Source organism: Paenibacillus timonensis, assembly GCF_022427145.1.
GTDB classification, from domain to species: Bacteria; Bacillota; Bacilli; order Paenibacillales; family Paenibacillaceae; genus Fontibacillus; species Fontibacillus timonensis.
The window spans coordinates 1-23,054 of sequence record NZ_JAKSXN010000074.1; the positions used below are offsets into that span (position 1 = coordinate 1).

At 56.7% G+C, this 23,054-nt stretch carries 19 protein-coding genes; 15 read left to right on the forward strand and 4 right to left on the reverse strand.

Annotated elements, in window-relative coordinates; all coding sequences use genetic code 11:
* A partial coding sequence (locus MJ257_RS21680; protein ID WP_240271200.1) for a hypothetical protein occupies window positions 1-197 on the reverse strand: 197 nt, incomplete at its 3' end.
* On the opposite strand from MJ257_RS21680, the gene MJ257_RS21685 reads away from it, so the two are divergent.
* The 4 genes from MJ257_RS21685 (at window position 196) to MJ257_RS21700 (ending at window position 5,418) form a co-directional block, all read left to right on the forward strand.
* A complete protein-coding gene (locus MJ257_RS21685) occupies window positions 196-2,277 on the forward strand; it encodes a bifunctional aldolase/short-chain dehydrogenase (RefSeq protein ID WP_240271201.1) in 2,082 nt (693 codons plus the stop codon). The genes MJ257_RS21680 and MJ257_RS21685 overlap by 2 nt on opposite strands.
* A 111-nt stretch (window positions 2,278-2,388) precedes the next feature.
* Window positions 2,389-3,117 (forward strand): (Fe-S)-binding protein, encoded by a 729-nt coding sequence (locus tag MJ257_RS21690; protein ID WP_240271215.1) that lies wholly within the window; start codon window positions 2,389-2,391, stop codon window positions 3,115-3,117.
* Window positions 3,114-4,694 (forward strand): LutB/LldF family L-lactate oxidation iron-sulfur protein, encoded by a 1,581-nt coding sequence (locus MJ257_RS21695; RefSeq protein WP_240271202.1) that lies wholly within the window; start codon window positions 3,114-3,116, stop codon window positions 4,692-4,694. The genes MJ257_RS21690 and MJ257_RS21695 overlap by 4 nt, the downstream gene beginning before the upstream one ends.
* Window positions 4,687-5,418, forward strand: coding sequence for a LutC/YkgG family protein (locus MJ257_RS21700; RefSeq protein WP_240271216.1), 732 nt, complete (start codon window positions 4,687-4,689; stop codon window positions 5,416-5,418). The genes MJ257_RS21695 and MJ257_RS21700 overlap by 8 nt, the downstream gene beginning before the upstream one ends.
* On the opposite strand, the gene MJ257_RS21705 is transcribed toward MJ257_RS21700, so the two are convergent.
* Window positions 5,415-6,170, reverse strand: a complete 756-nt coding sequence (locus tag MJ257_RS21705) for a DeoR/GlpR family DNA-binding transcription regulator (RefSeq protein ID WP_240271203.1) — start codon at window positions 6,168-6,170, stop codon at window positions 5,415-5,417. The genes MJ257_RS21700 and MJ257_RS21705 overlap by 4 nt on opposite strands.
* 257 nt (window positions 6,171-6,427) lie before the next feature.
* On the opposite strand from MJ257_RS21705, the gene rhaB reads away from it, so the two are divergent.
* From rhaB to rhaD, 3 genes are all read left to right on the forward strand, one after another.
* Complete coding sequence (gene rhaB, locus MJ257_RS21710; protein WP_240271204.1) at window positions 6,428-7,885, forward strand: rhamnulokinase; 1,458 nt, start codon at window positions 6,428-6,430, stop codon at window positions 7,883-7,885.
* 55 nt (window positions 7,886-7,940) lie between these two features.
* A complete protein-coding gene (gene rhaA / locus MJ257_RS21715) occupies window positions 7,941-9,197 on the forward strand; it encodes an L-rhamnose isomerase (RefSeq protein ID WP_240271205.1) in 1,257 nt (418 codons plus the stop codon).
* A 111-nt stretch (window positions 9,198-9,308) separates the two neighbouring features.
* Window positions 9,309-10,115, forward strand: a complete 807-nt coding sequence (gene rhaD, locus MJ257_RS21720; RefSeq protein WP_240271217.1) for a rhamnulose-1-phosphate aldolase — start codon at window positions 9,309-9,311, stop codon at window positions 10,113-10,115.
* A gap of 387 nt (window positions 10,116-10,502) precedes the next feature.
* Here the strand turns inward: rhaD and MJ257_RS21725 are convergent, their stop codons facing one another.
* On the reverse strand, window positions 10,503-11,372 hold the full coding sequence (locus MJ257_RS21725) for a LysR family transcriptional regulator (RefSeq protein ID WP_240271206.1): 870 nt from the start codon (window positions 11,370-11,372) through the stop codon (window positions 10,503-10,505).
* A 125-nt stretch (window positions 11,373-11,497) separates the two neighbouring features.
* On the opposite strand from MJ257_RS21725, the gene MJ257_RS21730 reads away from it, so the two are divergent.
* Both MJ257_RS21730 and MJ257_RS21735 read left to right on the forward strand, forming a co-directional pair.
* Window positions 11,498-12,400, forward strand: a complete 903-nt coding sequence (locus MJ257_RS21730; protein WP_240271207.1) for a DMT family transporter — start codon at window positions 11,498-11,500, stop codon at window positions 12,398-12,400.
* 2 nt (window positions 12,401-12,402) lie between these two features.
* Window positions 12,403-13,140, forward strand: a complete 738-nt coding sequence (locus MJ257_RS21735) for an SDR family NAD(P)-dependent oxidoreductase (RefSeq protein WP_240271208.1) — start codon at window positions 12,403-12,405, stop codon at window positions 13,138-13,140.
* Window positions 13,141-13,206: 66 nt separating this feature from the next.
* Here MJ257_RS21735 and MJ257_RS21740 read toward each other — a convergent pair whose 3' ends face one another.
* On the reverse strand, window positions 13,207-14,124 hold the full coding sequence (locus tag MJ257_RS21740; protein WP_240271209.1) for an ArsR/SmtB family transcription factor: 918 nt from the start codon (window positions 14,122-14,124) through the stop codon (window positions 13,207-13,209).
* 378 nt (window positions 14,125-14,502) lie between these two features.
* On the opposite strand from MJ257_RS21740, the gene arfA reads away from it, so the two are divergent.
* The 6 genes from arfA to MJ257_RS21770 all read left to right on the forward strand — a co-directional run bounded on the left by arfA (window position 14,503) and on the right by MJ257_RS21770 (window position 22,956).
* A complete protein-coding gene (arfA, locus tag MJ257_RS21745) occupies window positions 14,503-16,023 on the forward strand; it encodes an arabinosylfuranosidase ArfA (protein ID WP_240271210.1) in 1,521 nt (506 codons plus the stop codon).
* A gap of 182 nt (window positions 16,024-16,205) precedes the next feature.
* Window positions 16,206-17,537 carry an ABC transporter substrate-binding protein gene (locus MJ257_RS21750; RefSeq protein WP_240271211.1) on the forward strand — a complete coding sequence of 444 codons (1,332 nt, stop codon included), beginning with the start codon at window positions 16,206-16,208 and terminating at the stop codon, window positions 17,535-17,537.
* A 70-nt stretch (window positions 17,538-17,607) separates the two neighbouring features.
* Window positions 17,608-18,507 (forward strand): carbohydrate ABC transporter permease, encoded by a 900-nt coding sequence (locus MJ257_RS21755; protein ID WP_240271212.1) that lies wholly within the window; start codon window positions 17,608-17,610, stop codon window positions 18,505-18,507.
* Window positions 18,504-19,346, forward strand: coding sequence for a carbohydrate ABC transporter permease (locus tag MJ257_RS21760; protein WP_240271213.1), 843 nt, complete (start codon window positions 18,504-18,506; stop codon window positions 19,344-19,346). The genes MJ257_RS21755 and MJ257_RS21760 overlap by 4 nt, the downstream gene beginning before the upstream one ends.
* A gap of 49 nt (window positions 19,347-19,395) precedes the next feature.
* Entirely contained in the window at window positions 19,396-21,954 is a 2,559-nt protein-coding gene (locus MJ257_RS21765; RefSeq protein WP_240271218.1) for a LamG-like jellyroll fold domain-containing protein, read from the forward strand.
* Between the two features lie 30 nt (window positions 21,955-21,984).
* Window positions 21,985-22,956 carry a glycoside hydrolase family 43 protein gene (locus MJ257_RS21770; RefSeq protein WP_240271214.1) on the forward strand — a complete coding sequence of 324 codons (972 nt, stop codon included), beginning with the start codon at window positions 21,985-21,987 and terminating at the stop codon, window positions 22,954-22,956.
* The last annotated feature ends 98 nt before the right edge of the window (window positions 22,957-23,054 follow it).

Genomic DNA, 23,054 nt, shown 5'->3' on the forward strand with positions numbered 1-23,054 from the left:
CAAAGGAGCAAAGGGTAATCAAAACCCTGAGAATCCTGATCGAAGGGGATAATCGCTGAAAGAGGGGGAAGAAACATCAAACGTGAAGGTTTTCTATTTTTTTTGAAAGCGCTATACCCAAAACAAACCAAATCGTTTAAAATTAAAACAAACAAAAATAAAGAAAAAACCAAACAAACAAAAATGGAGGTAATCATGGTACAGAACTTATGGGACTCATCAAAAGCATCGGCTTTATCCCCGGGACGGGAGCAACTCGTCTACCGCTCTAATCTGCTTGGCGCAGATCGCCGGGTGTGCAACTGGGGGGGCGGCAACACTTCGAGCAAGACGCTCGAGAAGGACTTCCGAGGCCGGGACGTTGAGGTGATGTGGGTGAAGGGCAGCGGTTCGGATCTTGCGACAATGAAAGCCGGAAACTTTACCGGTCTGCGCATGGATGACATTCGGCCGCTTTTTGAGCGGGAAGAGATGACGGATGAAGAGATGGTGGCTTACCTGGCGAACTGCATGATCGACTCCAAACATCCGCGGGCATCAATTGAAACGCTGCTGCATGCGTTTTTGCCGTTCAAGCATGTGGACCATACGCATCCGGACGCGATCATCAGTTTGTGCTGCGCCGACAACGGCCAAGACATTGCCCGGGAAATCTACGGCAACCGGTTCGTGTGGGTTCCGTATATCCGGCCGGGGTTCACCTTGTCAAAAATGATCGCCGAAGGCGTGTTGTCCAACCCGGATGCGGAACTGGTACTGATGGAGAAGCATGGGCTGGTGACCTGGGGCGAAACGCAGGAGGATTGCTACGCCAAAACCATAGCGATTATCAATGAAGCGGAAGCGTATATTGAAGCAAAAAGCGGTACTCAAGCCGCGGAAGGCCGCGTATTCGGCGGGCAGTCTGCCGAGCCGTTGGAAGCCGGGCAACGCCGGGCGATTGCCGCCGAAATCATGCCGCTGGTTCGGGGGTTGGCCAGCGGAGCGAAGCCGGTCATCGTGACGTTCGACGACGAGGCGGACGTGCTCGAATTCGCCGGCAGCCGGGATGCCGGCGAGCTGTCGCAGGTTGGCGCCGCCTGTCCCGACCACTTGGTGCACACCAAAGTGGTGCCTTTATTCATCGACTGGAAGCCGAATGCCGCTGATGTCGCCGGGCTGAAGGAGAAGCTGACCACCGGAATCGCTGACTACAAAGCGCGGTACCAAGCTTATTTCGAACGCAACAAGCAGGCCAATGACGTCATGTTCGACGCGGCGCCGCGCGTCATCCTGATCCCCGGGGTCGGCATGCTGAACACCGGCAAAAGCTGGAGCAACTCCAAGTTGAGCGGAGCGCTGTACCATCGGGCGATCGCGGTCATGAAAGGGGCGACGGCGCTCGGCCGGTTCGTGTCGCTCAGCGAAAACGAATCCTACAACGTCGAGTATTGGCCGCTCGAGTTGTATAAATTGTCCCTGGCTCCGGCAGAGGCGGAATTTTCCCGCAAAGTTGCGTTTATTACCGGAGGCGCAGGCGGCATCGGCAGCGAAACGGCACGGCGACTGGCGGGGGAAGGGGCGCACGTCGTACTGGCGGATCTAAACCTGGAGGGGGCGCAGAAGGTCGCAGCCGAAATCAACGCCCAATACGGCGAGAACCGGGCGCTGGCGGTGAAAATGGACGTGACGCAGGAAGAACAGGTCGCAGCCGCTTACGCGGAAACCGCTTTGACCTACGGCGGCGTCGACATCATCGTCAACAACGCCGGCTTGGCAACGTCCAGCCCGTTCACGGAAACGTCGCTAAAGGAATGGAATCTGAATATGTCCGTGCTGGGGACGGGATATTTCCTGGTCGCGCGGGAAGCGTTCAAGCTGATGAAGGAGCAAAGCCTCGGCGGCAGCATGGTGTTCATCGGCTCGAAAAACTCGGTATACGCCGGCAAAAACGTCACCGCCTACAGCTCCGCCAAAGCGCTGGAAGCCCACTTGGCCCGCTGCATCGCGGCCGAGGGCGGGGAACTGGGCATCCGGGTCAATACGATTTTGCCTGATGCGATTTTGCAGGGCTCGGCCATTTGGAATTCCAATTGGCGGAATGAGCGGGCCGCCGCTTACGGGATTGAGCCGGACCAGCTGGAGGAGTATTACCGCAAGCGCACGACGCTGCTGGTGAATATTTATCCGCGGGATATCGCCGAAGGCGTCGCCTTTTTCGCTTCGTCCAAGGCGGCGAAAACGACCGGCTGCATGCTGACGATCGACGGCGGCGTGCCGGCGGCGTTTGTAAGGTAAGGCAGAATTCGCGTGAGGGAAAGCCATGCAAGCCAAAACAAAAACAAAGGAGGTACGAGGATGGACCTGGTGAATCGAGCGGACACGAGATCGGCAACGGCCGGGACCGGCATCAAGGTATCGATGTTTGCCACCTGCATCGGCGATGCGGTATACCCGCGCATCACGGAAGCGATGGCCCGATTGCTGGCGCGGGTCGGGGTCAAGCTGGAATTTCCGCCGGGGCAAACCTGCTGCGGCCAGCCGGCGTTCAACAGCGGATATTGGGATGAGGCGCGCCGGTCGGCGGCCACGCTGCTGGAGGCTTTTGCCGACAGCGATTTTGTCGTCGGACCTTCGGGTTCGTGCATCGGCATGATTCACCACTACCCGAAGTTGTTCGAGCAGGATCCGGTCCGGCTGGCGATGGCCGAGGAACTGAAAGCGAAGTCGTATGAGTTTACGCAGTTTCTCGTCCAGGTGCTGGGCGTAACCGATCTTGGGGCAGCGTTTCCGCACAAGGTCACGTACCACCCGTCCTGCCACGGCAGCCGGCTGCTCGGGATCAAGGAGGAGCCGATGGCGTTATTGCAAAACGTGAAGGGCATAGAGCTCGTGCCGCTCCCGTTCGCGGAGGATTGCTGCGGTTTCGGCGGGACGTTTGCGGTGAAAATGGCCGATATTTCCGGGGCGATGGTCACGGAAAAAGCCGACCACGTGCTGGAGACGTCCGCCGAGGTGTTGACCGGGCTGGACATGGCCTGCCTGATGAACATCGCTGGCCATTTGCGCTACCGCCGCAAGCAGGTACGCGTCATGCATCTGGCCGAGCTGCTGTACGAGGGGGTAAGCGGGGCATGAGCAGTGTAAAGGAACGGGCCGACCTGGCGTTGAACAACGATTTCCTGCGCAAAGCGGTGCGTTTTACGACGGAACGTCTGCGCGACGGAAAACGGAAAGCCGCCGATGACCATGGGAACTGGGAGGAATGGCGGGAGCGGGGAAGGCAAATCCGCCTGCATACGATCGCGCATCTCGATTACTACTTGAATCGGTTCGCGGAGCAAGCCCGGGCAAATGGGGCGCATGTTCACTTCGCCGCCACCGGCGAGGAAGCGGTGCGCATCGCTTTGGAGATTGCGGATCGCAAGCAGGCGCGCTCCGTCGTGAAGTCGAAGTCGATGGTCAGCGAGGAGCTGCACATCAACCGGGCGCTGGAGGAAGCGGGCGTCGAGGCGGTCGAAACCGATCTGGGCGAGTACATCATTCAGTTAGCCGGAGAAGCCCCTTCGCATATCATCATCCCGGCGATTCACAAAAACCGCTACCAGATCGCCGAACTGCTGTCCCGCGAGGCCGGGGAGGAGCTGCAACCGGAGACGAGCGTGCTGGCCGGGTTCGTGCGCCGGAAGCTGCGGGCGAAGTTTCTGGCGGCGGACATCGGCATGACCGGCTGCAATTTCGCGATCGCCGAGACGGGATCGATCGTGCTGTTCGAAAACGAAGGGAACGCGCGCATGGTGTCGACCGTGCCCAAAACGCAAATCACGTTTATGGGCATGGAGCGCATCATCCCCTCCTGGAGCGACCTGGAGGTAATGGCGACGCTACTGCCGCGTTCAGCAACCGGGCAAAAGCTCACGGTTTACATGTCCGGCATTACCGGTCCGCGCCGCACAGCGGATGGGGACGGCCCGGAGGAGATGCACATTATCATCCTCGATAACGGTCGGTCCGAGCAACTGGGTGATCCGGAGTTTCAGGAGCTGCTAAACTGCATCCGCTGCGGGGCTTGCCTCAACGCGTGCCCGGTATACCGCCATATCGGCGGCCATGCATACGGCGGAACGTACAGCGGCCCGATCGGGGCGGTGCTGACGCCGGCGCTCAACAAGAACGTGGCGGAATGGGACGATATCGCTTCGGCCTCCAGCTTGTGCGGCGCATGTTATGAAGCGTGCCCAGTCAAAATCCCCCTGCACGACATGCTCGTCTATTTGCGTCGGCGCAAGGTCGAGCAGGGATATGGAAACAAGCTGGAGACGGCGGGTATGAAGGGCTTCGCCGCCGTGACGGCGAACTCCAAGCGGTATCATCGGGCGCTGAAGGCGGGGCGGTTCGCGCAGCGAATCGTCGTGCGCGGCGGCGAAATCCCGGCGCGGATCGGGCCGCTCAAGGGCTGGAATCGCTACCGGGTCGCGCCAAGCCTGGCGGACCCGCCGTTCCGCGAGCGCTGGGGACCGCTCCAGCACGAGCTGCGGGCAACGGTGGCGGAGACCGTCACAGGCGCGGCCGCGCAGGAGCGAATGAAGGCGGCGCTGCGTAAGCGTGCGGCGGGACCGCAAGGCCGCGAAGAAACGGTGCGTACGGATGGATCCGCCGGTGACCGGGATGGTGCCGCGACTGTACGGAAAGAAGGTCAAACCTATGATGGATAACGAGTATAACGATTGGCTGGAAGCGAAGGAAGCGGAAGCGCGGGAGAAGCAGGAGCAGTTCATGGACCGAATCGCCGGGAAACTCAAGCGGCCGCGGCTGCGGGAGGCGCCGGTCCATCCGTTTCGGGGAGCGCCGGTGTACTGGAGAGAGCTGGATTGGAGCCTGGAGGAGCGGTTGGCTCGTTTTGAGGACAATTTTACGGCAGCGGGGGGGCATGTCGTCCGGCTGGCCGATCTCGAAGCGGCGAAGGCGTATATTGTGGCCAAGGCGCAGGCGCTTGGCGCCCGTTATATTCTACGCCAGGACGATCCGTTGCTGGCGGAGCTCGGGGTGGATGAGGCGCTTGCCGCCGACGGCGCCCGGGTGTCCGTGTGGAACGGGCATCGTTCCGAGGCCTGGACCGCCCGAGCCGCGGAGGCGGACTTCGGCATCGTGGCGGCGGACTATGCCGTTGCCTACACCGGTTCGCTGGTCGTTCAGTCCGCCGCGGAGAAAGGGCGGTCGGTTAGCCTGCTGCCGACAGCGCTGTTCGCGATCGTCCCCGTGGAACGGCTGAAAACCCGTTTAGGCGAGGTGTTGGAGACGTTTGATGCGGCCGGACGAGAAGCTCTGCCCGCCGGCATTCATTTTATCTCCGGTCCGAGTCGTTCTGCGGACATCGAAAACGATCTGACGATCGGTGTACATGGGCCGGGCATCGTGTTTGCGCTGCTCGTTGGTTAATACAACACTTCGATGTTCTTGCCCTGCAGCAGTTGAAGCCAGGCGTCGGAGGGACGCTCGTCGGTGATCAAATAGTCGATTTGCTCCCAGTCGGCCAGCTTGACGAAGGCATTCTTGTCAAATTTCGTATGGTCGGCCAGCAAAATGACTTTGTCCGCATGGCGAAGCATATGCTTCTTCAGCTCGCATTCCGGCTCGTTGGAATCGGAAATGCCTTTGTCCGGCGACATGCCTTTGCAACTGATGATCGCGGTGTCGACGTTGTATTTCTGCACCGTTTCTTGGGCGGCGGGGCCGACCAGCGACAGGGAACGGGCGCGCAGCGAACCGCCGGTGGAAATGATGTTGAGGTTCGAGCTAGCGAATTCATTCAGGACGCTGACGGAATTGGTGATGACGGTGACGTTGTTTTTCGAATGCAGCGTTTTCAGGAATTCAAAGCAGGTCGAGCTCGGATCGATCATCAGCGTGTCGCCGTCGTTCACCAGGTCAACCGCCTTGAGTGCGATGTCCCGTTTGATCTCCACGTTAATCGTGTTTCGGGTCGTATACGGCAAGTCTTCGTTCGTGTGCCGGTTGAGCACGGCGCCGCCGTAGGAGCGGGTCGCGATCCCCTCTTTCTCGAGCTTCTCCAGGTCGCGGCGGATCGTCTCCTCCGTGACTTCGAACATCCGGCTGAGCTCGGACACCAGCACACGCTTGTCCTGATGAAGCAGGTCGATGATTTTTTGTTTGCGTTCTGCCGCCAGCATGGCGTTTCACCTCGGGATCCGTTCATAGTGTCAAGACGCCAGGGTCTTGGTTCCTTCCCATCATAGCGATAAAAAGGGGCGCTTGGCAACCGGTTTTGGGGAATGAGGCGGCGGAGACCGGCAGGGGTTTTTCACGGAATAGACAAAAACGGAAATAAAACAACATAAATTATCTTTGTTTATGTTGACTGACAAAGAAAACGGACATAGGATAGAAGTAAGAACAGGCCGCATTTCAGAGCGAGGAGCGCTGAACGATGAGAGATAACGTTGCCGTTGATATCGGCGCCTCCAGCGGGAGGCTGGTACGGGGAGAGCTGCGGGACGGACGGTTGTCCCTGCAGGAAATCCACCGGTTCGACAACGGGTTTTCCGAGCGTAACGGGCATTGTTATTGGGATATCGACCATTTGTACCGGGAAATCCTCCGCGGCCTGCAGAAGGCCAAAAAACTCGGGATCGAGCGCTGCACGCTGGGCATCGATACGTGGGCGGTCGATTATGCCTTATTGGACGGGAAGGGAGAGCGGATCGGCGAAGTATACGCTTATCGCGATTCGCGCACGTTTAAGGCAGTCCCCCAGGTCCACGCGGTCCTTCCGTTCAGGAGGATTTACGAGAAAACCGGCATTCAGCATCTGCCTTTCAATACGCTGTACCAATTATTCGCGCATGACCGCGGGGAACTGGCAAGGGCAGAGCAAATCCTGCTCGTGCCGGATTATCTCTATTATTTGCTATCCGGGCGGCGGATCAGCGAGATGACCAACGCCTCGACGACGGCTTTGCTGAACTTGCAGTCCCGTGAGTACGACCCGGAATTGCTTCGGCTGCTGGGGCTGCCGCGATCGAAGTTTCCGGCTCTGACCGAACCGGGAACGCCGCTGGGGCCGATCCAAGAGGAGCTGGTTCGGGCTTACGATCTGCCCGAATGCGAGCTGATCGTCGCGGCGACGCATGATACGGCTTCCGCCGTGTTGGGGGTGCCGGCCAGCAGCGCTTCGTGGGTGTATCTCAGCAGCGGGACATGGTCGTTGATCGGGGTGGAGCGGCAGACGCCGTTGGCAACGCCGCAGGCGATGGAGCTCAACTATACCAATGAATGGGGCGCGTACGGAACATACCGCTTTTTGAAGAACATCATGGGCATGTGGCTGATCCAGGAAGTCCGCAAGGATTACGGGAAGCAGCACGGCTATGCCGAGTTGGTGGAATTGGCGCAGGCGGTGCCGCCGTTTCGTTCTTTGATTGATTGCAACGATGACCGTTTCCTGCACCCCGCGCAGATGACCGAAGAAATTCGGCGGTTTTGCGCGGCGACGGGTCAGCCGGTTCCGGATACGCCGGGCGAGGTGGCGCGGTGCATTTTTGACAGCTTGGCCTTATCCTATGACGTTTATCTGCAGGAGCTTGAACGGCTGACCGGCCAAAAACCGGAGACGCTGCATATCGTCGGCGGCGGGGCCAACAACGGGCTGCTGTGCCAATGGACGGCGGACGTGTCGGGCATTCCGGTGGAAGCCGGGCCGACGGAATCGACGGCGCTGGGCAATCTGCTGGTCCAGATGATCAGCAGCGGCGCGATTCGCGATATCGGCGAGGGGCGCGAGTTGATTCGGCAGTCTTTTCCGATTCAGACGTATGTTCCAAGGGGGACCCCATCCGGCCAGATTGCAGAGGCTAAGAAGCGGTTCGCGGATTTACTGGCGCGGTGACGGTAGGAAGGAACGATAGAGCGATAGATAGCACATGCAAAGGGAGGAGCAGAACATGGACAACGCGATTCAAACCAGCTATAACGAGGCGAAAAAACTTTACGAGCGCCACGGAATCGACGTCGACGCCGCGCTGGCCCGGCTGGGACAGATCAAGATCTCGCTGCATTGCTGGCAAGGGGATGATGTCAAGGGTTTCCTGCGCAAGGATCAAGAGCTGGGCGGCGGCCTGGCGGTCACCGGCAGTTATCCGGGCCGGGCGCGGACGCCGGACGAACTGCGGCAGGACCTGGACGAGGCGCTTCGCTTGATTCCGGGCAAACATAAGGTCAATCTTCACGCGATTTACGCCGATACGGACGAACAGGTCGAACTTGATGCGCTGGAACCGCGGCATTTTGCCGGTTGGGTGGATTGGGCGAAGGAGCGGGGGCTGGGTTTGGATTTTAACCCGACCTGCTTCTCGCACGAGAAAGCCAAGGACGGGTTCACGCTCAGCCACGCCGACCCGGAGATTCGTAAATTCTGGATTGACCACTGCAAGGCGTCGCGCAAGATTGCCGAATCGTTTGGCCGGGCGCTCGGCCAGCCGTGTGTCACCAACGTCTGGATCCCGGACGGCTTCAAGGACTTGCCGGTGGACCGGCTGACGCCGCGGGCCCGGTTGATGGAGGCGCTTGATGAGGTGTTCGCCGAGCCGATCGACGAGAAGTACAACATCGACGCGGTCGAGAGCAAGCTGTTTGGCATCGGCTCGGAAAGTTATGTCGTCGGCTCGCATGAATTTTACATGGGTTATGCGTTGTCGCGCGGCAAAGCGGTATGCTTCGATGCTGGCCATTTTCACCCGACGGAGACGATCTCCAACAAGCTGTCTTCCTGGCTGTTGTTTGGCCGCGAGCTGCTGTTGCACGTCAGCCGCCCGGTGCGCTGGGACAGCGACCACGTCGTAACGATGGACGACGAGCTGCTGGAAATTGCCCGCGAGTTGGTGCGCGGGGAGCTGCTGGACCGTACGCACATCGGTCTCGATTTCTTCGACGGCAGCATCAATCATATTGCGGCTTGGGTCATTGGAACGCGCAACACGCAAAAAGCGCTGCTGCGGGCGATGCTGGATCCGATCAACACGTTGAAGCGGCTGGAGCTGGACGGAGACTACACGTCCCGGCTGGCGTTGGTCGAAGAGTTCAAATCGTATCCGCACGGCGCGATATGGAATTACTTCTGCGCTTCGCAAGGCGTGCCGGTGCGCGAAACGTGGCTGAAGGACGTGAAAGATTACGAAACGAACGTGCTGTTAGCTCGGTAAGGCAACCGAGGTAATCCGTTATTTTTCAAAATATAAGTCTTGATTAAAGGAGAGGAACCTACTGTGAGTACGACCATAACGGAAGTGGAGCAAGATCGGCAGGCCCCGGGTATGGAAGTGCCTTTCATCCGGGAGATGGCGGAAATCACGTACCATATGTGGCGTCTGGGCTGGGATGAGCGCAACGGAGGGAACATCAGCTACCTGCTGGACGAGGCGGAGGTAGTAAAGAATCTCGGAACTGCTGCTCCTGCGGAGCGCCGCAAGCTGCCGCTCGCGTTTCCGGTGAAGGAGCTGGCGGGACGTTATTTTATCGTGACGGGCTCGGGCAAGTATTTCAAAAACGTGATCTCCGATCCGGAAGCGAACCTGGGCGTCCTGCGGGTGGCCGAAGGCGGGGACCAGGTCGAGGTGCTGTGGGGACTTCGGGACGGGGCGGTACCGACCAGCGAGTTGCCGGCGCATTTCATGAGCCACATTGAGCGTTTGAAGGTGGACCCGGCGCACCGGATCATCATGCACTGCCACGCGACGCATGCGCTGGCCATGACGTTCGTCCATGAGCTGGACGAGAAAAAGCTGACGAAAACGCTCTGGGAAATGTGCACGGAATGTCTGGTGGTGTTCCCCGACGGCATCGGCATCGTGCCGTGGATGGTGCCCGGAAGTTCGGACATCGGACGGGCGACCGCCGCGAAGATGCGCGAGCACCGCGTCGTCGTCTGGCCGCAACACGGGATCTTCGGCACCGGCACGACGATGGACGAAGCGTTTGGCTTGATCGAGACGGTGGAAAAGGCGGCGCAGATCTACATGCTGCTCGGCGACCGTCCGGTGCTGCAAAAAATCACCGACGCCCAGCTGCGCGACCTGGCTGCCGCGTTTGGCGTGACTCCGCAACCGGGGATTTTAAGTTAGGCGTAACGGGGCAGGGTGTCGGCTGGAAGCACAGATCAGGCTAGAGGCACGGCTTGAGTCGGACGCTGCGAGTGGGGAGCAGGAAGTGGAGAGTAAGGTGTGGAGAGTAAGATAGGGATAGCGATGGGAGCTAGTATAGAGAATAGACGATGTCGATGACCAAGAAGAGACGATCATGGAGAAGAAACAATGATCGAGATGAGCCGCGTCAAACCAAACGAGCCGGCTGGACCTCCATAATGGTGAGGTCGAGTCGGCTCGTTATTTTTTCGTGAAATAGCGGTAATATATTCCGCTATTTCGTCCTGGCACTGAATCTTTGCTTGAATAGCGCCTAAAAATACCAAGGCCATTTTTTACCGCTATTCCTGTCCGCCTCGCGGTCCCCTAAGACACCGCTTCCTCCCGCACCCCCATCAGCTCCAGCAAAGCGCGGAGCGCGCTGGTCGGATGGGCGTTTTTGCGGTAGATGAGCTCGGTTTTCATGTGCCGCATCGCTTCGGGAACCTCATGGATCCGTACGCTGCCGTCCTGCTCCTGCCTCTCGGCGACGATTCGCGGCACCAGCGAGATGCCAAGTCCGGCCGACACGCCGCCGAGGATGGCTTCCAACGTGCCGAACTCCATCGTGCCGACATAGGTTCTGCCGCGGGAATGCTGCATCGCCTCCAGCATTTCGCGGTAGGTGCAGCCTCGGCTGTAGACCAGGCTTGGTTTCGTGAGCGCTTCGTCCAGATTGTCGATCCCCGGCGGAGAGATGACGACAACCTCCTCATCGAACACGGGAATGGAAGCCAGTTCGTCGTGGCGGTACCGGAAGTTGCCGAAGGCCACGTCCAGATCGTATTGCAGCACCTTCTCCGCCAGACGGTCGGAGAGGTCGGTCGTCAACGTTAACTCTACCTTCGGGTACATTTCGTAATACCTGCTCAGCAGCTTGGGCAAGCGAACCGCCGCTGTGGTCTGCGTCGAGCCGATCAACAGCGGTCCGGTCGGTTCGCCGGAGAAGGAGAGCGCCGCCGCCGCTTCGTCCAGCAGGCCGATGATTTTGTCGGCGTAATCCAGCAGCATTTTACCGCTGGAGGTCAAGGTCATGCCTCGGTTATGACGGTAAAACAGTCCCGTCCCCAGCTCCGATTCGAGCTGCCTAATGCGGGCGGTCACGTTGGACTGCACGTAGCCCAGGCGGGTGGCGGCTTTGGTGATGGAACCGTCCCGGGCGACGGCTTGAAAAATACGCAGATCCGCGCTTTCCATATAGGGGCCTCCTATTCATTAGGTATCATCAATAGTGATATCAAGTATCTTTACCAATCATTATACATAATCGCAAAGTTCCCTTACAATACAAACATGAATGACACCTTGAGAGGATGAGCGACATGAACGTTTACAAATATACAGGTTTGCTGCTGTTGACGACCTTCTTGATGGGGACGGCCTATCCCGTTGCCAAGCTGGGGATGATGCATACGACGCCCCTCATGCTCATGGGGATCCGCTTCTTGTTTGCCGGGGGACTGCTAGCCTTGTTCAGCGCCAAAAAACCGCAGCCCAAAGGAGCAAAGGCATGGATGCAAATCGGGTTGCTTGGATTGTTCCAATCCGTCGGGGTAATGGGATTCACGGCCTACAGCATGCGGTGGATCACCTCCGGAGAGTCGGCGATTATCTCGAGCACCAGCCCGCTGATGCTTCTCGTTTGGGGGGCGCTGATGGGCACCGCCTACCGCGTAAGGCAATGGTTCGGCGTCGCGATCGGTTTTATCGGCGTCGTGATCACTTTTGGGCTGCATCTGAGCTTGGATCCCGGTACCGTATTTGCTCTTGCTGGAGCCGTTTGCTTCACCGTCGCCACGTTAATCATTAACCGGATTGGCCCGGCGTTCGATAAAAGGGTGCTGGCCGCTTACCAAATGCTGGCAGGCGGGATCCTGCTGCTGATTCTGAGCTTTGCCGGGGAGAAGCCCGCCTTCGAACTGAACCTCGCGTCGGGGTTGGTGATCGTTTGGATGGTCCTCTTCTGTTCCATCGTCCAATTTACGCTTTGGTTCTATTTGATTAGCCATAGCGATCCGGGAACAACGAGCTCGTTTCTGTTCCTCGTTCCAATCTTTAGTGTCCTTTGCAGCTGGGTGCTGCTTGGAGAGCACATCGATTGGTATGTATACGCCGGCGGAGCCTTGACTTGTGCAGGCATTTTCCTGGTGAATTGGCAGGGGAACCGCAGCCCGCAGAACCAAGCGAAGGCAACGAGTCCATATCTGATGCAGGAGGAGATGTAAAAATGAGTACCCATAACAAAGTGGTTCTAGTCACCGGAGGCGGCACGGGGATCGGTAGGGCAACAGCCCTGCTGCTGGCCGAACGCGGGGCGATCGTCGCGGTCAACTATTCCCGTTCCGCGGCGGAGGCCGAGGAGACCGTGCAAGCCATTCAGCGGTTCGGCGGCCGGGCGATGGCCATTCAGGCCGATGTGTCCCGAAATGCCGAGGTCGTCTCCATGGTCGAACAGATCGTCAAGGCATTCGGGACGATCGATTACTTGGTCAACAACGCCAGCATCACCCGATATATCGCCATGGAGGATTTGGATGCGGTCACGGAGGAAGCATGGGACGATCTGTTCGCGGTCAACGTGAAAGGCATGTTCAACTGCGCGCGGGCGGCCGCGCCGTATTTGAAGGCAGGCAAGGGGGCGATTGTCAACGTCGGCAGCATCGCCGGGATAACGGGGAAAGGCTCCTCTCTTCCTTATGCGGTATCCAAGGCGGCCGTGCACGGCTTAACCAAGTCGCTGGCCCATGCCCTGGCACCGGACGTGCGCGTTATCGGCGTCGCCCCCGGGGCGGTAGACACGCGTTGGTGGGCTGGTAAGGAGGAGCAGATGCGGGCGCTCATCCGTCATCTGCCTTTGGATCGGATCTCCACGCCGGAGGAGATCGCCGCATTCATCGCCGCGGTCCTGGAGCAGCCCTCCCTGACCGGGCAGGTCCTTACGGTCGACAATGGGCAAACAATGTAGAATATTATGCGCATAAAAAGAAGCAGCATTCAGGCAAATGAGGACCTGAAAAACTGCTTCTTTTTGTTATTCCTCCCTCACGTCATACAGCACCCGGGCCAACAGATCCTGGCTGTAATTGCCGAAGTTCCGGCCGTAGATGGTCAAACCTCGTTTGTTGAGCGGTTTGTCGGTGACGGCAATGCGGAATGTCAGCTCGCTTTTGTAATCGAGGTTGATCTGTTCCAACGTGACGTCGGAAATGCGGCATCCGTCGATAAAACTGCCCTCATTGTTGATCCGAATCAGCTTCAGCATCCCGTATTGGTTCAGATGCGGCGGCCACCAATCCGGGTTAAACGTGCCGCGTGCGTCGCCGAAGTCTCCCGGACTCGTCCAGAAACCGATTTCGACGCCGTTCAAATAGAAATAGATGTCGGACGGGTAGTTGTCGCAAAATCCGGGAGCTTCCGAGCCGAGCTCCATCGAGAATTGAATTTCCCGGAACGACTGGTTCGGCTTGAGGTAATTCGGAATGCGGTATTCCAGGAAGCCTTCGGACAACCAAATGATCTCCGAATCGATCCGCTGCGGATCGGCAAAGTAACGGGGATCGTCGAAGTCCCCGATAATGCTGTCCTTCGTGGCGAGCCCGCAGGTAGGGAGCGCCTGGTAATTGCTGTAGTGGCCCACCTGGATTTCCACCTCGTATAAATTGTCGACATCCTTGCTCCGCAGGTCGACCATCAGCTTGTCTTTGTTCAAATAACAAATCTTCTGGATGCCGTGTTTGCCTACCGAAGTGTTGATTTCGATCAGGCCGCTTTCCTCCAGCTTTTTGATGTGCATCGTAATGGCCCCGTTGCTCAAGCCTAGCTTGGTGGCCAGGTCGTTCAAGTTTAAGGCTTGGTTCTTGGCCAGCAGTTCGAGGATTTGAATCCTGATCTCCGAGCTTAACGCTTTAAAAATGTCGATCCCGCTCATCAAATCCTTAATATAGATCATTGGATATTCGAACCTTCTTCCAATAGAATGATGGATTGTTTTATTTTAGATTATTATAAACTAACTCGGTCGTTTAATAAAGCATCAAATCAAAAATTGTAAATATAGTTCAAAAAATAGCTTAAATTTGTAATAAATCTGCGATTAACTTCATTTCTATCTAAACTAAATTTCATGGTTTTATTGAAAATACAAGCGGTTTACAGCGGTTTTCACGATGTTATGCATCGTTTGTCTCATTAATTTCATAAAAGTATAAAATGATTTAGATAAATGTATTTACAACCTAAATCTCATATGTTATTTTATACCTGTAAACGGATTCATTCAAGGTTATTCGAAATAGTTTAGTATTTTTTAAAACGGAAGGTGGTCATCATGTCATCAGCAGCACCGCGAGCAACGATGGTCGTAGACAAAGCCTTTAGGATTGCCGAAGTGGATCGGCGGATTTACGGCTCCTTCATAGAACATTTGGGCCGAGCGGTGTACGGAGGGATCTATGAGCCTTCGCATCCGTCTGCCGACCGCCAAGGGTTCCGAAACGATGTGAAGGAATTGGTCAAACAGCTGGGCGTTCCGATCATCCGATATCCTGGCGGAAATTTCGTATCCGGCTACAACTGGGAAGACGGGGTAGGTCCGGTCGAGGCAAGGCCGAAGCGCTTGGAACTGGCTTGGAGGACAGTCGAGCCGAATTGGGTCGGCACGAACGAGTTTGCCGGATGGGCCAAAGAGGTCGGCTCGGAAGTCATGATGGCGGTGAACCTTGGCACCCGCGGCGTCGATGCCGCCCGCAATTTGCTGGAGTACTGCAACCATCCGGGGGGCAGCTATTGGAGCGATTTGCGCCGCAGCCACGGTTACGAGCAGCCGCACCGGATCAGAACCTGGTGCCTGGGCAACGAGATGGACGGCCCTTGGCAAATCGGCCAGAAGACGCCGCAGGAATACGGCCGGCTCGCCTACGAGACGGCGAAGGCAATGCGGTTGGTGGATCCCGATATCGAACTTGTGTCATGCGGGAGTTCCAGTTCCTCGATGCCTTCGTTCCCCGAATGGGAAGCGGTGACGCTGGATCACACCTACGAGGTTGCCGACTACGTCTCCCTGCATCAATACTATGGCAACCGGGATAACGACTCCGCGAATTTCCTCGCCCGTTCGATGGACATGGATCATTTCATCCGGACGGTGATTGCCACTTGCGACTATGTCAAAGCGAAGAAGCGCAGCAAAAAAACGATGTACCTCAGCTTCGACGAGTGGAACGTTTGGTATCATTCCAACGATGCCGACGCTAAGCTGGATCCATGGGGGATTGCGCCGCCGCAGTTGGAAGACGCCTACAACTTCGAGGACGCCTTGCTGGTCGGAAGCATGCTGATCACCTTCCTGCGCCATGCCGACCGGGTGAAGATGGCTTGCATGGCCCAATTGGTGAACGTCATCGCCCCGATCATGACGGAGAATGGCGGACGCTCATGGAAGCAGACGATCTATTATCCCTACATGCATGCTTCGGTTTTCGGGCGGGGCGTCTCGCTGCAGCCGGTCGTCGACTCTCCGGTATACGACGCCAAGGACTATACCGACGTTCCTTATCTGGACAGCGCCGTCGTGTACAACGAAGCCGAAGACACGCTGACGATTTTTGCGGTCAACCGTCATCTGGAAGAATCCCTTGAGCTGGACTGCGATATCCGCGGGTTCGAAGGATACCGCCTGATCGAGCATCTCGTGCTGGAGCATGAGGATTTGAAGGCCGTAAATACGGCGGACCGGGAGGATGTTAAACCTCACGCCGCAGGGAGTGCGACTTGCGATGACGGTTATGTCAAAGCACGATTGGTCAAAGCCTCCTGGAACGTGATTCGTTTGGGTAAGCCAAGAAACTAGCTAGCGAATCGGCGCTTCTCCAAGAGAAGCCGGTTCTTCTCCCAATTGAACGATGACAACATGAGCTATGCACAACAGTGAGCGCTTCTTAGGGTCATTGATGACCAACGGGTTGACTAGAAGTGAGAGAAACAGACTGTACATGGAGTGTGTAGATTTTATTTTGTCAGGGAGGGTCAAGGATGAAGAAAAAAGGATTCATTGTGCTCTTGGTTTTAACGATGGCTACATGGTTATGGGGCTGCGGCAAAGCGTCGACGACGGCCGGAGGCGAAACCTCCGTGCTGGACGGCGGTGCAGGAGAAAGCGCGACTGAGCTTTCCTATTGGACTTTCGTGGAACTGCATGGACAGCATTTCGAGAAAATGTTGGAGAAATGGAATGCCGCCAATCCGGATCGGCAAATCAAGCTGAACGTCACCGTGATGCCTTACGACGACATGCATAATAAACTATCGATTGCCGTGCAAACGGGCGTTGGCGCGCCGGATATCGCCGATATCGAGTTGGGCAAGTTCCCGGACTTCTTGGCCGGGACGCCGCAGCTGGTCGAATTGAACGACGTCATCGACCCTTACCGGGACACGATCGTCAAATCCAGAATCGACCTTTACAGCAAGGACGGCAAGAATTATGGCGTTCCGACCCACGTCGGCGCTTCGGTCGCTTTTTACAACACGGAAATTTTGGAAGCCGCCGGGGTGGATTACAAGACGATCGTCACTTGGGATGATTTCAAAAAAGCCGGGATTCAAGTCTATGAGAAAACCGGGAAATACATGGGGACCGCCGACACGAGCGCGACATGGCAAACTTCCCAGCTGCTGGCGCAGCAAGGGACCGACTTTACGGACGACGCCGGGAACCCGATCGTCAATTCGGAGGCGATGGTGAAGGCGCTCACCCTGCTGAAGGATCTGCAAGACAACAACGTGATCGCCACGATCGCCGGCGGGCAGCCGGATACGGAAGAAGCGTACGGGGAGTTTAACGCGGGTAACTATGCGACCGCTTTCATGCCGCTCTGGCAAATGTCGAGATACACGAACTACATGAAGGACCTGTCCGGAAAGATCGCGATCGCGCCGATTCCGGTCATCGAGAAAGGCATGCCGCGTTCGGTCGGCGGCGGCGGAACCGGGACCGTCGTGACCAAAACGGCGAAAGACGTTGAGCTTGCGAAGGATTTCCTGGCCTTCGCCAAATTGTCGGAGGATGCCAACATTGAAATTTGGAACACGCTGGGCTTCGATCCCGTGAACATGGACGTTTGGGAGATGAAAGACGTCACCCATAACCCGGAGAACCAATTTGTGAAGTACTTCATTAACAACCCGTTTGACGTGCTGGCCGACATTAAGGACGAAATTCAGTTGATCAAATCGACCTCGGCGTCGCCGACGATCAACAACGTGCTTTGTACGGTCACGCTGAACGAGATTTTCGAAGACGGCAAAGATATCAAGCAAGCCCTGGACGATGCGCAAGCGCAAATCGAGCAGGAGTTGAAGTAATCGCAAATCGTTGAAATCAACAGCGAGCTACTCCTCCCGGAGTAGCTCTGTTTAAAAAAGGGGTAGGGCGATGGTCAAAAAATTCCTTTACTCGCAAAAGGTGGCTCCATACGTATTTATTTTGCCGTTCGTTCTCGTCTTCCTTATCTTCTGGGTGTATCCGCTGGCCAGCTCCTTCGGAATGAGCTTCCAGAAGGTCACCCTGGGGCAGGAAGCCGCGTGGATCGGTTTGGACAACTACGAGAAGTTGATGGGCGACGGCATTTTCCTCAAAGCGGTCGGGAACAGCGCGATCTACATGGTCTTGACCTTGGTGATCCTGATTCCGTTTCCGATGCTGTTTGCCGTATTGATCAACAACAAATTCATGTGGGCCAGAGAATTTTTCAAATCCGCTTTTTTCTTCCCGGCGCTGACCTCGGTCGTGGTGGCGGGGACCATTTTCCGACTGATGTTCGGAGAAATGGAAGGTTCGTTAATCAACAGCTTTTTGGGTTTGTTTGGTGTAGATCCGATCAAATTCCTGAAAGGGCAGACGACCGGATTTATCGCTTTATTGGCCTTGGCGACCTGGAGATGGACCGGGGTGAACATGCTTTATTTCTTATCCGGACTTAAGAATATTCCCGACGAATATTACGAAGCCGCTTCGATTGACGGGGCCTCTCCCTTCCAGCGATTTACGAAGATCACCATGCCGCTGTTGAAGCCGACGACGATTTACGTATTAACGATCAGCATTTATGCCGGCTTGGCGATGTTCATCGAAAGCATGATGCTCTGGAACGGCAACAATTCTCCGAAAAATATCGGCTTGACCATCGTCGGCTACTTGTACCGCCAGGGAATCGAGAAGAACAACTTGGGGTATGCAGCCGCCGTCGGCATCGTGCTTCTCGTCATTACGATGGTCATTAACCTGACGCAGCTGGCCTTTACCGGCATGTTTAAGAAGGAGGAGGAAGCATGACGAAACCAACTCGCGGTTTACCCATCAAAATCGTCCTATTCGTGTTTTTTGCCCTCCTGAGCGTGCTGATCCTTCTGCCGTTTTATGCCGTTACGCTGGCTTCCTTTAAGCCCGGAGAGGATTTGATCCGGTACGGGCTCAATTTGCGGTTTGATTTGCCTTCCATGAGCTTCGATAACTTCGTTTACCTGTTCACGGGGAGTCATTCCTACTTCTTGTGGTTTTTCAACTCGCTGTTGTTAACGGTCGTGCAGGTGGCATTGACGCTGCTGGTCAGCGCCACGGTGGCGTACGGGTTTTCGGCTTACGAATTCAAGGGGAAAAACGTCCTGTTCGTCTGCGTGCTGCTGATCATGATGGTCCCGTTTGAAATCCTGCTGCTGCCGCTGTACACGTTAACGTACGATATCGGGTTGATGAACTCGTATTCGGCAATCATCCTGCCGGGGATCGCCAGCGCGGCAACGATCTTCTTCTTCAGGCAATATCTGCGGGGAATTCCCCGGGAAATCATCGCCGCCGGCCGGGTTGACGGGGCAAGCGAGTACGGGATCTACGTGCGGCTGATCCTGCCGGTCATGAAGCCATCGTTTGCGGCGATGGCGATCCTCAACGGCATGAACAGCTGGAACAACTTCCTTTGGCCGTTTATGGTCTTGAGCGACGCGAACAAATACACGCTGCCGATCGGGCTCAAGACGCTGCTGACCCCTTACGGCAATAACTATGATTTGCTGATCGTGGGTTCTTTTTTCTCCATCATTCCGATCTTCATCTTGTTTGTCGCTTTCCAAAAATACTTTATCGACGGGATGACGGCGGGAGCGGTCAAAGGATAGGACGGACAATATCGCCTAACCCGGCAAGGAGGGAAGTTCGTTGAAAAGCATGTACAAGGGCTTGGCCTTGCTCTTGATCTTTATCCTGCTCATGCCTGGCGAAGGATGGGCAAGCAGCGGGGGCGACGCGGAACGGAAGACATCGGGCGGCGACGCTCCGATAAGCGGACCTTCGGAGAAGAAGCAAGGCCCTTCGTTTACCAACGTATCGGTGCACGATCCGAACATCGTCAAGGCCGGTTCGGCCTATTATGTCTTCGGTTCGCATATCGAGGCCGCCAAATCGGCCGATTTGATGAATTGGACGACGTTTACTAACGGCTATCAAACCCCGGGGAACGCCATCTATGGCGACTTGTCCCGAAATCTGGCCGGTTCGTTCGCTTGGGCGGGGGAGGACGACGCCGACAGCAAAGGCGGATTCGCGGTCTGGGCGCCGGGCGTCATCTGGAACGGCAAATACCGCCATCCGGACGGGACGACCGGCGCGTACATGATGTATTACAGCGCTTCGTCCACGTATATCCGTTCCGCCATCGGTTATGCCGTATCCAAAAATATCGAAGGGCCGTACACCTACGTGGATACGGTCATTTACTCCGGATTTACGAAGGAAACGGCATTTGACGAGAATAGCCGGGTGGATAAGAAGTGGACGAATACGAACATCCAAAAGCTGGTAGAGCAAGGAAAGCTGGCGGAGGCGAATCCAAACTGGTTCAACGGCGACGGTTCCTATAATAATGCCATGTATCCAAACGCGATTGATGCCGCCTTATTCTTTGATGAGGCAGGCAAGCTGTGGATGACGTACGGCTCCTGGTCCGGCGGGATCTTCCTCGTCGAGCTGGATCCGGTCACCGGCCAGGTCATATATCCGGGCAAGGACGGCACGACGTCGGACGGACGCCTCGTGGACCGCTACTTCGGCGCCAAAATCGCCGGAGGTTATACGAAATCCGGCGAAGGTCCCTACATTTTATATGATCAAGCTTCGGGATATTATTATTTGAACGTTTCCTATGGTTGGCTGGGAGCGAATGGCGGCTACAACCTCCGGCAGTTCCGGGCCGAACGGCCGGATGGCCCTTATCTAGATGCGGCCGGGCACAATGCCGTGCTGCCCAGCGATACGGACAATGCTCCATATGGCATCAAAATGGTCGGCAATTTCCTGTTCGACCGCAAAATCGGCGATCCCGGCACGGGGCTTGGTTACGGTTATGCTTCGCCGGGACACAACTCGTTGATTTATGACGAGAAAACAAAGAAATATTTCTCGGTGTTCCATACCCGTTTTCCGCAGCGGGGAGAGGTCCACGAAGTCCGGGTGCACCAGCTGTTTATGAACGGAAACGGCTGGCTGGTCATGGCGCCGACGCGTTATGCCGGGGAATCCCTGCAGAAAGTGAAGGCCTCCCAGCTCGTCGGCGATTATCAATTCGTCAATCATGGGCTCGCCTATTCCGGCGAGGTCCCGACTTCGGTCCACCTCACTTTGAACAAGGACCATACGATTTCGGGCTCGAAAACGGGGACCTGGAAGCTGAACGATTCCTACGGAGCGGAGCTTACCCTGGATGGAGTGGCTTACGACGGCGTATTCGTCAGCGGCCGGGATGAGAACCTGGGGAGGGAGACGATGACCTTTACGGCCATTTCCCGCGAAGGCGCTACGATTTGGGGCATCCGACAGCCGGAAATGAACGACCGTCAAGTCGTTAAAGCGGTGCAGGAGGCTTTGACCTTAGGAGATACCGGCAAAGTCATGAACAACCTGACGCTGCCGGCGGAAGGGACACATGGCGCCCAAATCGTCTGGTCCACCTCGGATCCAAGCGTAATTTCCGAGAACGGGGTGATTCATCCGCCTAAGGCGGGGGAAGCCGATGCCCGGGCCACGTTGACCGCTACGATCACTAAAGGGAAAGCGAGTGCCGTCAAGACCTTTGCCATCGTCGTCGCCCCGATCGACCCTTCCTATGGACTGCGGGCTCACTATGGTTTCGAAGGGAATTTATCGGAAGCCGAAGGACGGCTTCCGGATGGAGCGGTCACCGGGGCAAAGCTCGATGCCGAGGGCGGAGCGATTAGCTATACGGATGGGGTACTCGGGCAGGCCGCCTGGTTTGACGGGAAATCCGGGATTCGCCTGGATGACGGCCTGATCCAAGGAAACCGTTATTCGGTTTCCCTATGGCTGAATCCGCAGCAATTCACCCCATTTACGACCAGCTTCTTCGGGGCGATATCCAATACGAGCTGGATCAGCCTTGTTCCGGATTCCTGGGACCATAACACGATGCTGTGGTCCGGAGAAGCCTGGTATGACGGGACGACGGGCGCGCGGATTTCGGCGGGTGCATGGTATCATGTGGCCTTTGTCGTAGACGAAGGGAACGTGAAGGTGTACGTAGACGGGGCGGCGAAATTTTCGGGAACCGGATTCCCGGATATTTTCACGGAGGATCAAGGGAAGTTCAGCCTAGGGGTCAATTGGTGGGATCCCCCCTTCCAAGGGTCGATGGATGAGCTCCGCGTCTACGACATGCCGATAACGGAAGCGGTGGTCCGCATGTTGTACGAGGAAGGCCGGAATGGAACCTAAATGACAGAAGGAGAAGGAGAAGAAACCGAGATGAGTCACAAGCAGGCGTATTTGAATCCGATCGTGGAGCAGCGGGCGGATCCGTGGGTTTACAAGCATCAGGACGGTTATTATTACTTTACGGCATCGGTTCCCGAGTACGACCGGATCGAAATCCGCCGGTCAACAACGCTGCAAGGCTTGGGGGACGCGGAGCCGGTCGTGGCCTGGCGGAAATATGAATCCGGTCCGCTCAGCGCCAACATCTGGGCGCCGGAAATCCATTTTATCGATGGAAAATGGTATATCTATTTTGCCGCGGCGCGGACGACCGAAACGAAGGAAGGGTTGTTCGACCACCGGATGTATGTGCTGGAGAACGCTTCCGCCAATCCGCTCGAAGGGGGATGGGAAGAGAAAGGGCAGGTTCGCACGCGCTGGGAGTCGTTCGCGCTGGATGCGACGACGTTCGAGCATCGGGGAGAACGGTATTATGTTTGGGCGCAGAAGGATCCGGGAATCGACGGCAACTCCAATCTGTACATCTCCCGGATGAGCAATCCATGGACGCTGACCGGTGAACAGGCGATGATCTCCACGCCGGAATACGACTGGGAGACGATCGGCTTCAAAGTGAACGAAGGTCCGGCGGTGCTGAAACGGAAGGGGCGGATTTTCATCAGCTATTCGGCCAGCGCAACCGATCATCATTATTGCATGGGGTTGCTCTCCGCCGACGAATCGGCGAATCTGCTGGCCCCCGGCTCCTGGACGAAATCGCCGGTACCGGTGTTCGCGACGAACGAGGCGGCCGGGCAATTCGGACCCGGGCATAACAGTTTTACCGTCTCGGAAGACGGTCGTGACGTGTTGATCTACCACGCCCGCAATTACAAGGAGATCGACGGCGACCCGCTGTACGACCCGAACCGGCATACTCGGGCCCAGTTTCTGGAATGGAACGAGGACGGCACGCCGAATTTCGGGGTGCCGGTGCCGGACTCGGCCCGAGCGGAGCCATAGGCAAAAGAAGCAAAATGGAGCTTTGTTGCCAAGGGTTTGACCATTGTAGAAAGGCTGCTCTGCCGCTCATCAACCGATGAGGGGGAGCAGCTTTTTTA

What these genes read in the sequence shown, in the direction of transcription:
- MJ257_RS21685 (WP_240271201.1), top strand. Translation starts at nt 196, where the DNA reads ATGGTACAGAACTTATGGGACTCATCAAAAGCATCGGCTTTATCCCCG.
- MJ257_RS21695 (WP_240271202.1), top strand. Translation starts at nt 3,114, where the DNA reads ATGAGCAGTGTAAAGGAACGGGCCGACCTGGCGTTGAACAACGATTTC.
- MJ257_RS21700 (WP_240271216.1), top strand. Translation starts at nt 4,687, where the DNA reads ATGGATAACGAGTATAACGATTGGCTGGAAGCGAAGGAAGCGGAAGCG.
- MJ257_RS21705 (WP_240271203.1), bottom strand. Translation starts at nt 6,170, where the DNA reads ATGCTGGCGGCAGAACGCAAACAAAAAATCATCGACCTGCTTCATCAG.
- rhaB (WP_240271204.1), top strand. Translation starts at nt 6,428, where the DNA reads ATGAGAGATAACGTTGCCGTTGATATCGGCGCCTCCAGCGGGAGGCTG.
- rhaA (WP_240271205.1), top strand. Translation starts at nt 7,941, where the DNA reads ATGGACAACGCGATTCAAACCAGCTATAACGAGGCGAAAAAACTTTAC.
- rhaD (WP_240271217.1), top strand. Translation starts at nt 9,309, where the DNA reads ATGGAAGTGCCTTTCATCCGGGAGATGGCGGAAATCACGTACCATATG.
- MJ257_RS21725 (WP_240271206.1), bottom strand. Translation starts at nt 11,372, where the DNA reads ATGGAAAGCGCGGATCTGCGTATTTTTCAAGCCGTCGCCCGGGACGGT.
- MJ257_RS21730 (WP_240271207.1), top strand. Translation starts at nt 11,498, where the DNA reads ATGAACGTTTACAAATATACAGGTTTGCTGCTGTTGACGACCTTCTTG.
- MJ257_RS21735 (WP_240271208.1), top strand. Translation starts at nt 12,403, where the DNA reads ATGAGTACCCATAACAAAGTGGTTCTAGTCACCGGAGGCGGCACGGGG.
- MJ257_RS21740 (WP_240271209.1), bottom strand. Translation starts at nt 14,124, where the DNA reads ATGATCTATATTAAGGATTTGATGAGCGGGATCGACATTTTTAAAGCG.
- arfA (WP_240271210.1), top strand. Translation starts at nt 14,503, where the DNA reads ATGTCATCAGCAGCACCGCGAGCAACGATGGTCGTAGACAAAGCCTTT.
- MJ257_RS21750 (WP_240271211.1), top strand. Translation starts at nt 16,206, where the DNA reads ATGAAGAAAAAAGGATTCATTGTGCTCTTGGTTTTAACGATGGCTACA.
- MJ257_RS21755 (WP_240271212.1), top strand. Translation starts at nt 17,608, where the DNA reads ATGGTCAAAAAATTCCTTTACTCGCAAAAGGTGGCTCCATACGTATTT.
- MJ257_RS21760 (WP_240271213.1), top strand. Translation starts at nt 18,504, where the DNA reads ATGACGAAACCAACTCGCGGTTTACCCATCAAAATCGTCCTATTCGTG.
- MJ257_RS21765 (WP_240271218.1), top strand. Translation starts at nt 19,396, where the DNA reads ATGTACAAGGGCTTGGCCTTGCTCTTGATCTTTATCCTGCTCATGCCT.
- MJ257_RS21770 (WP_240271214.1), top strand. Translation starts at nt 21,985, where the DNA reads ATGAGTCACAAGCAGGCGTATTTGAATCCGATCGTGGAGCAGCGGGCG.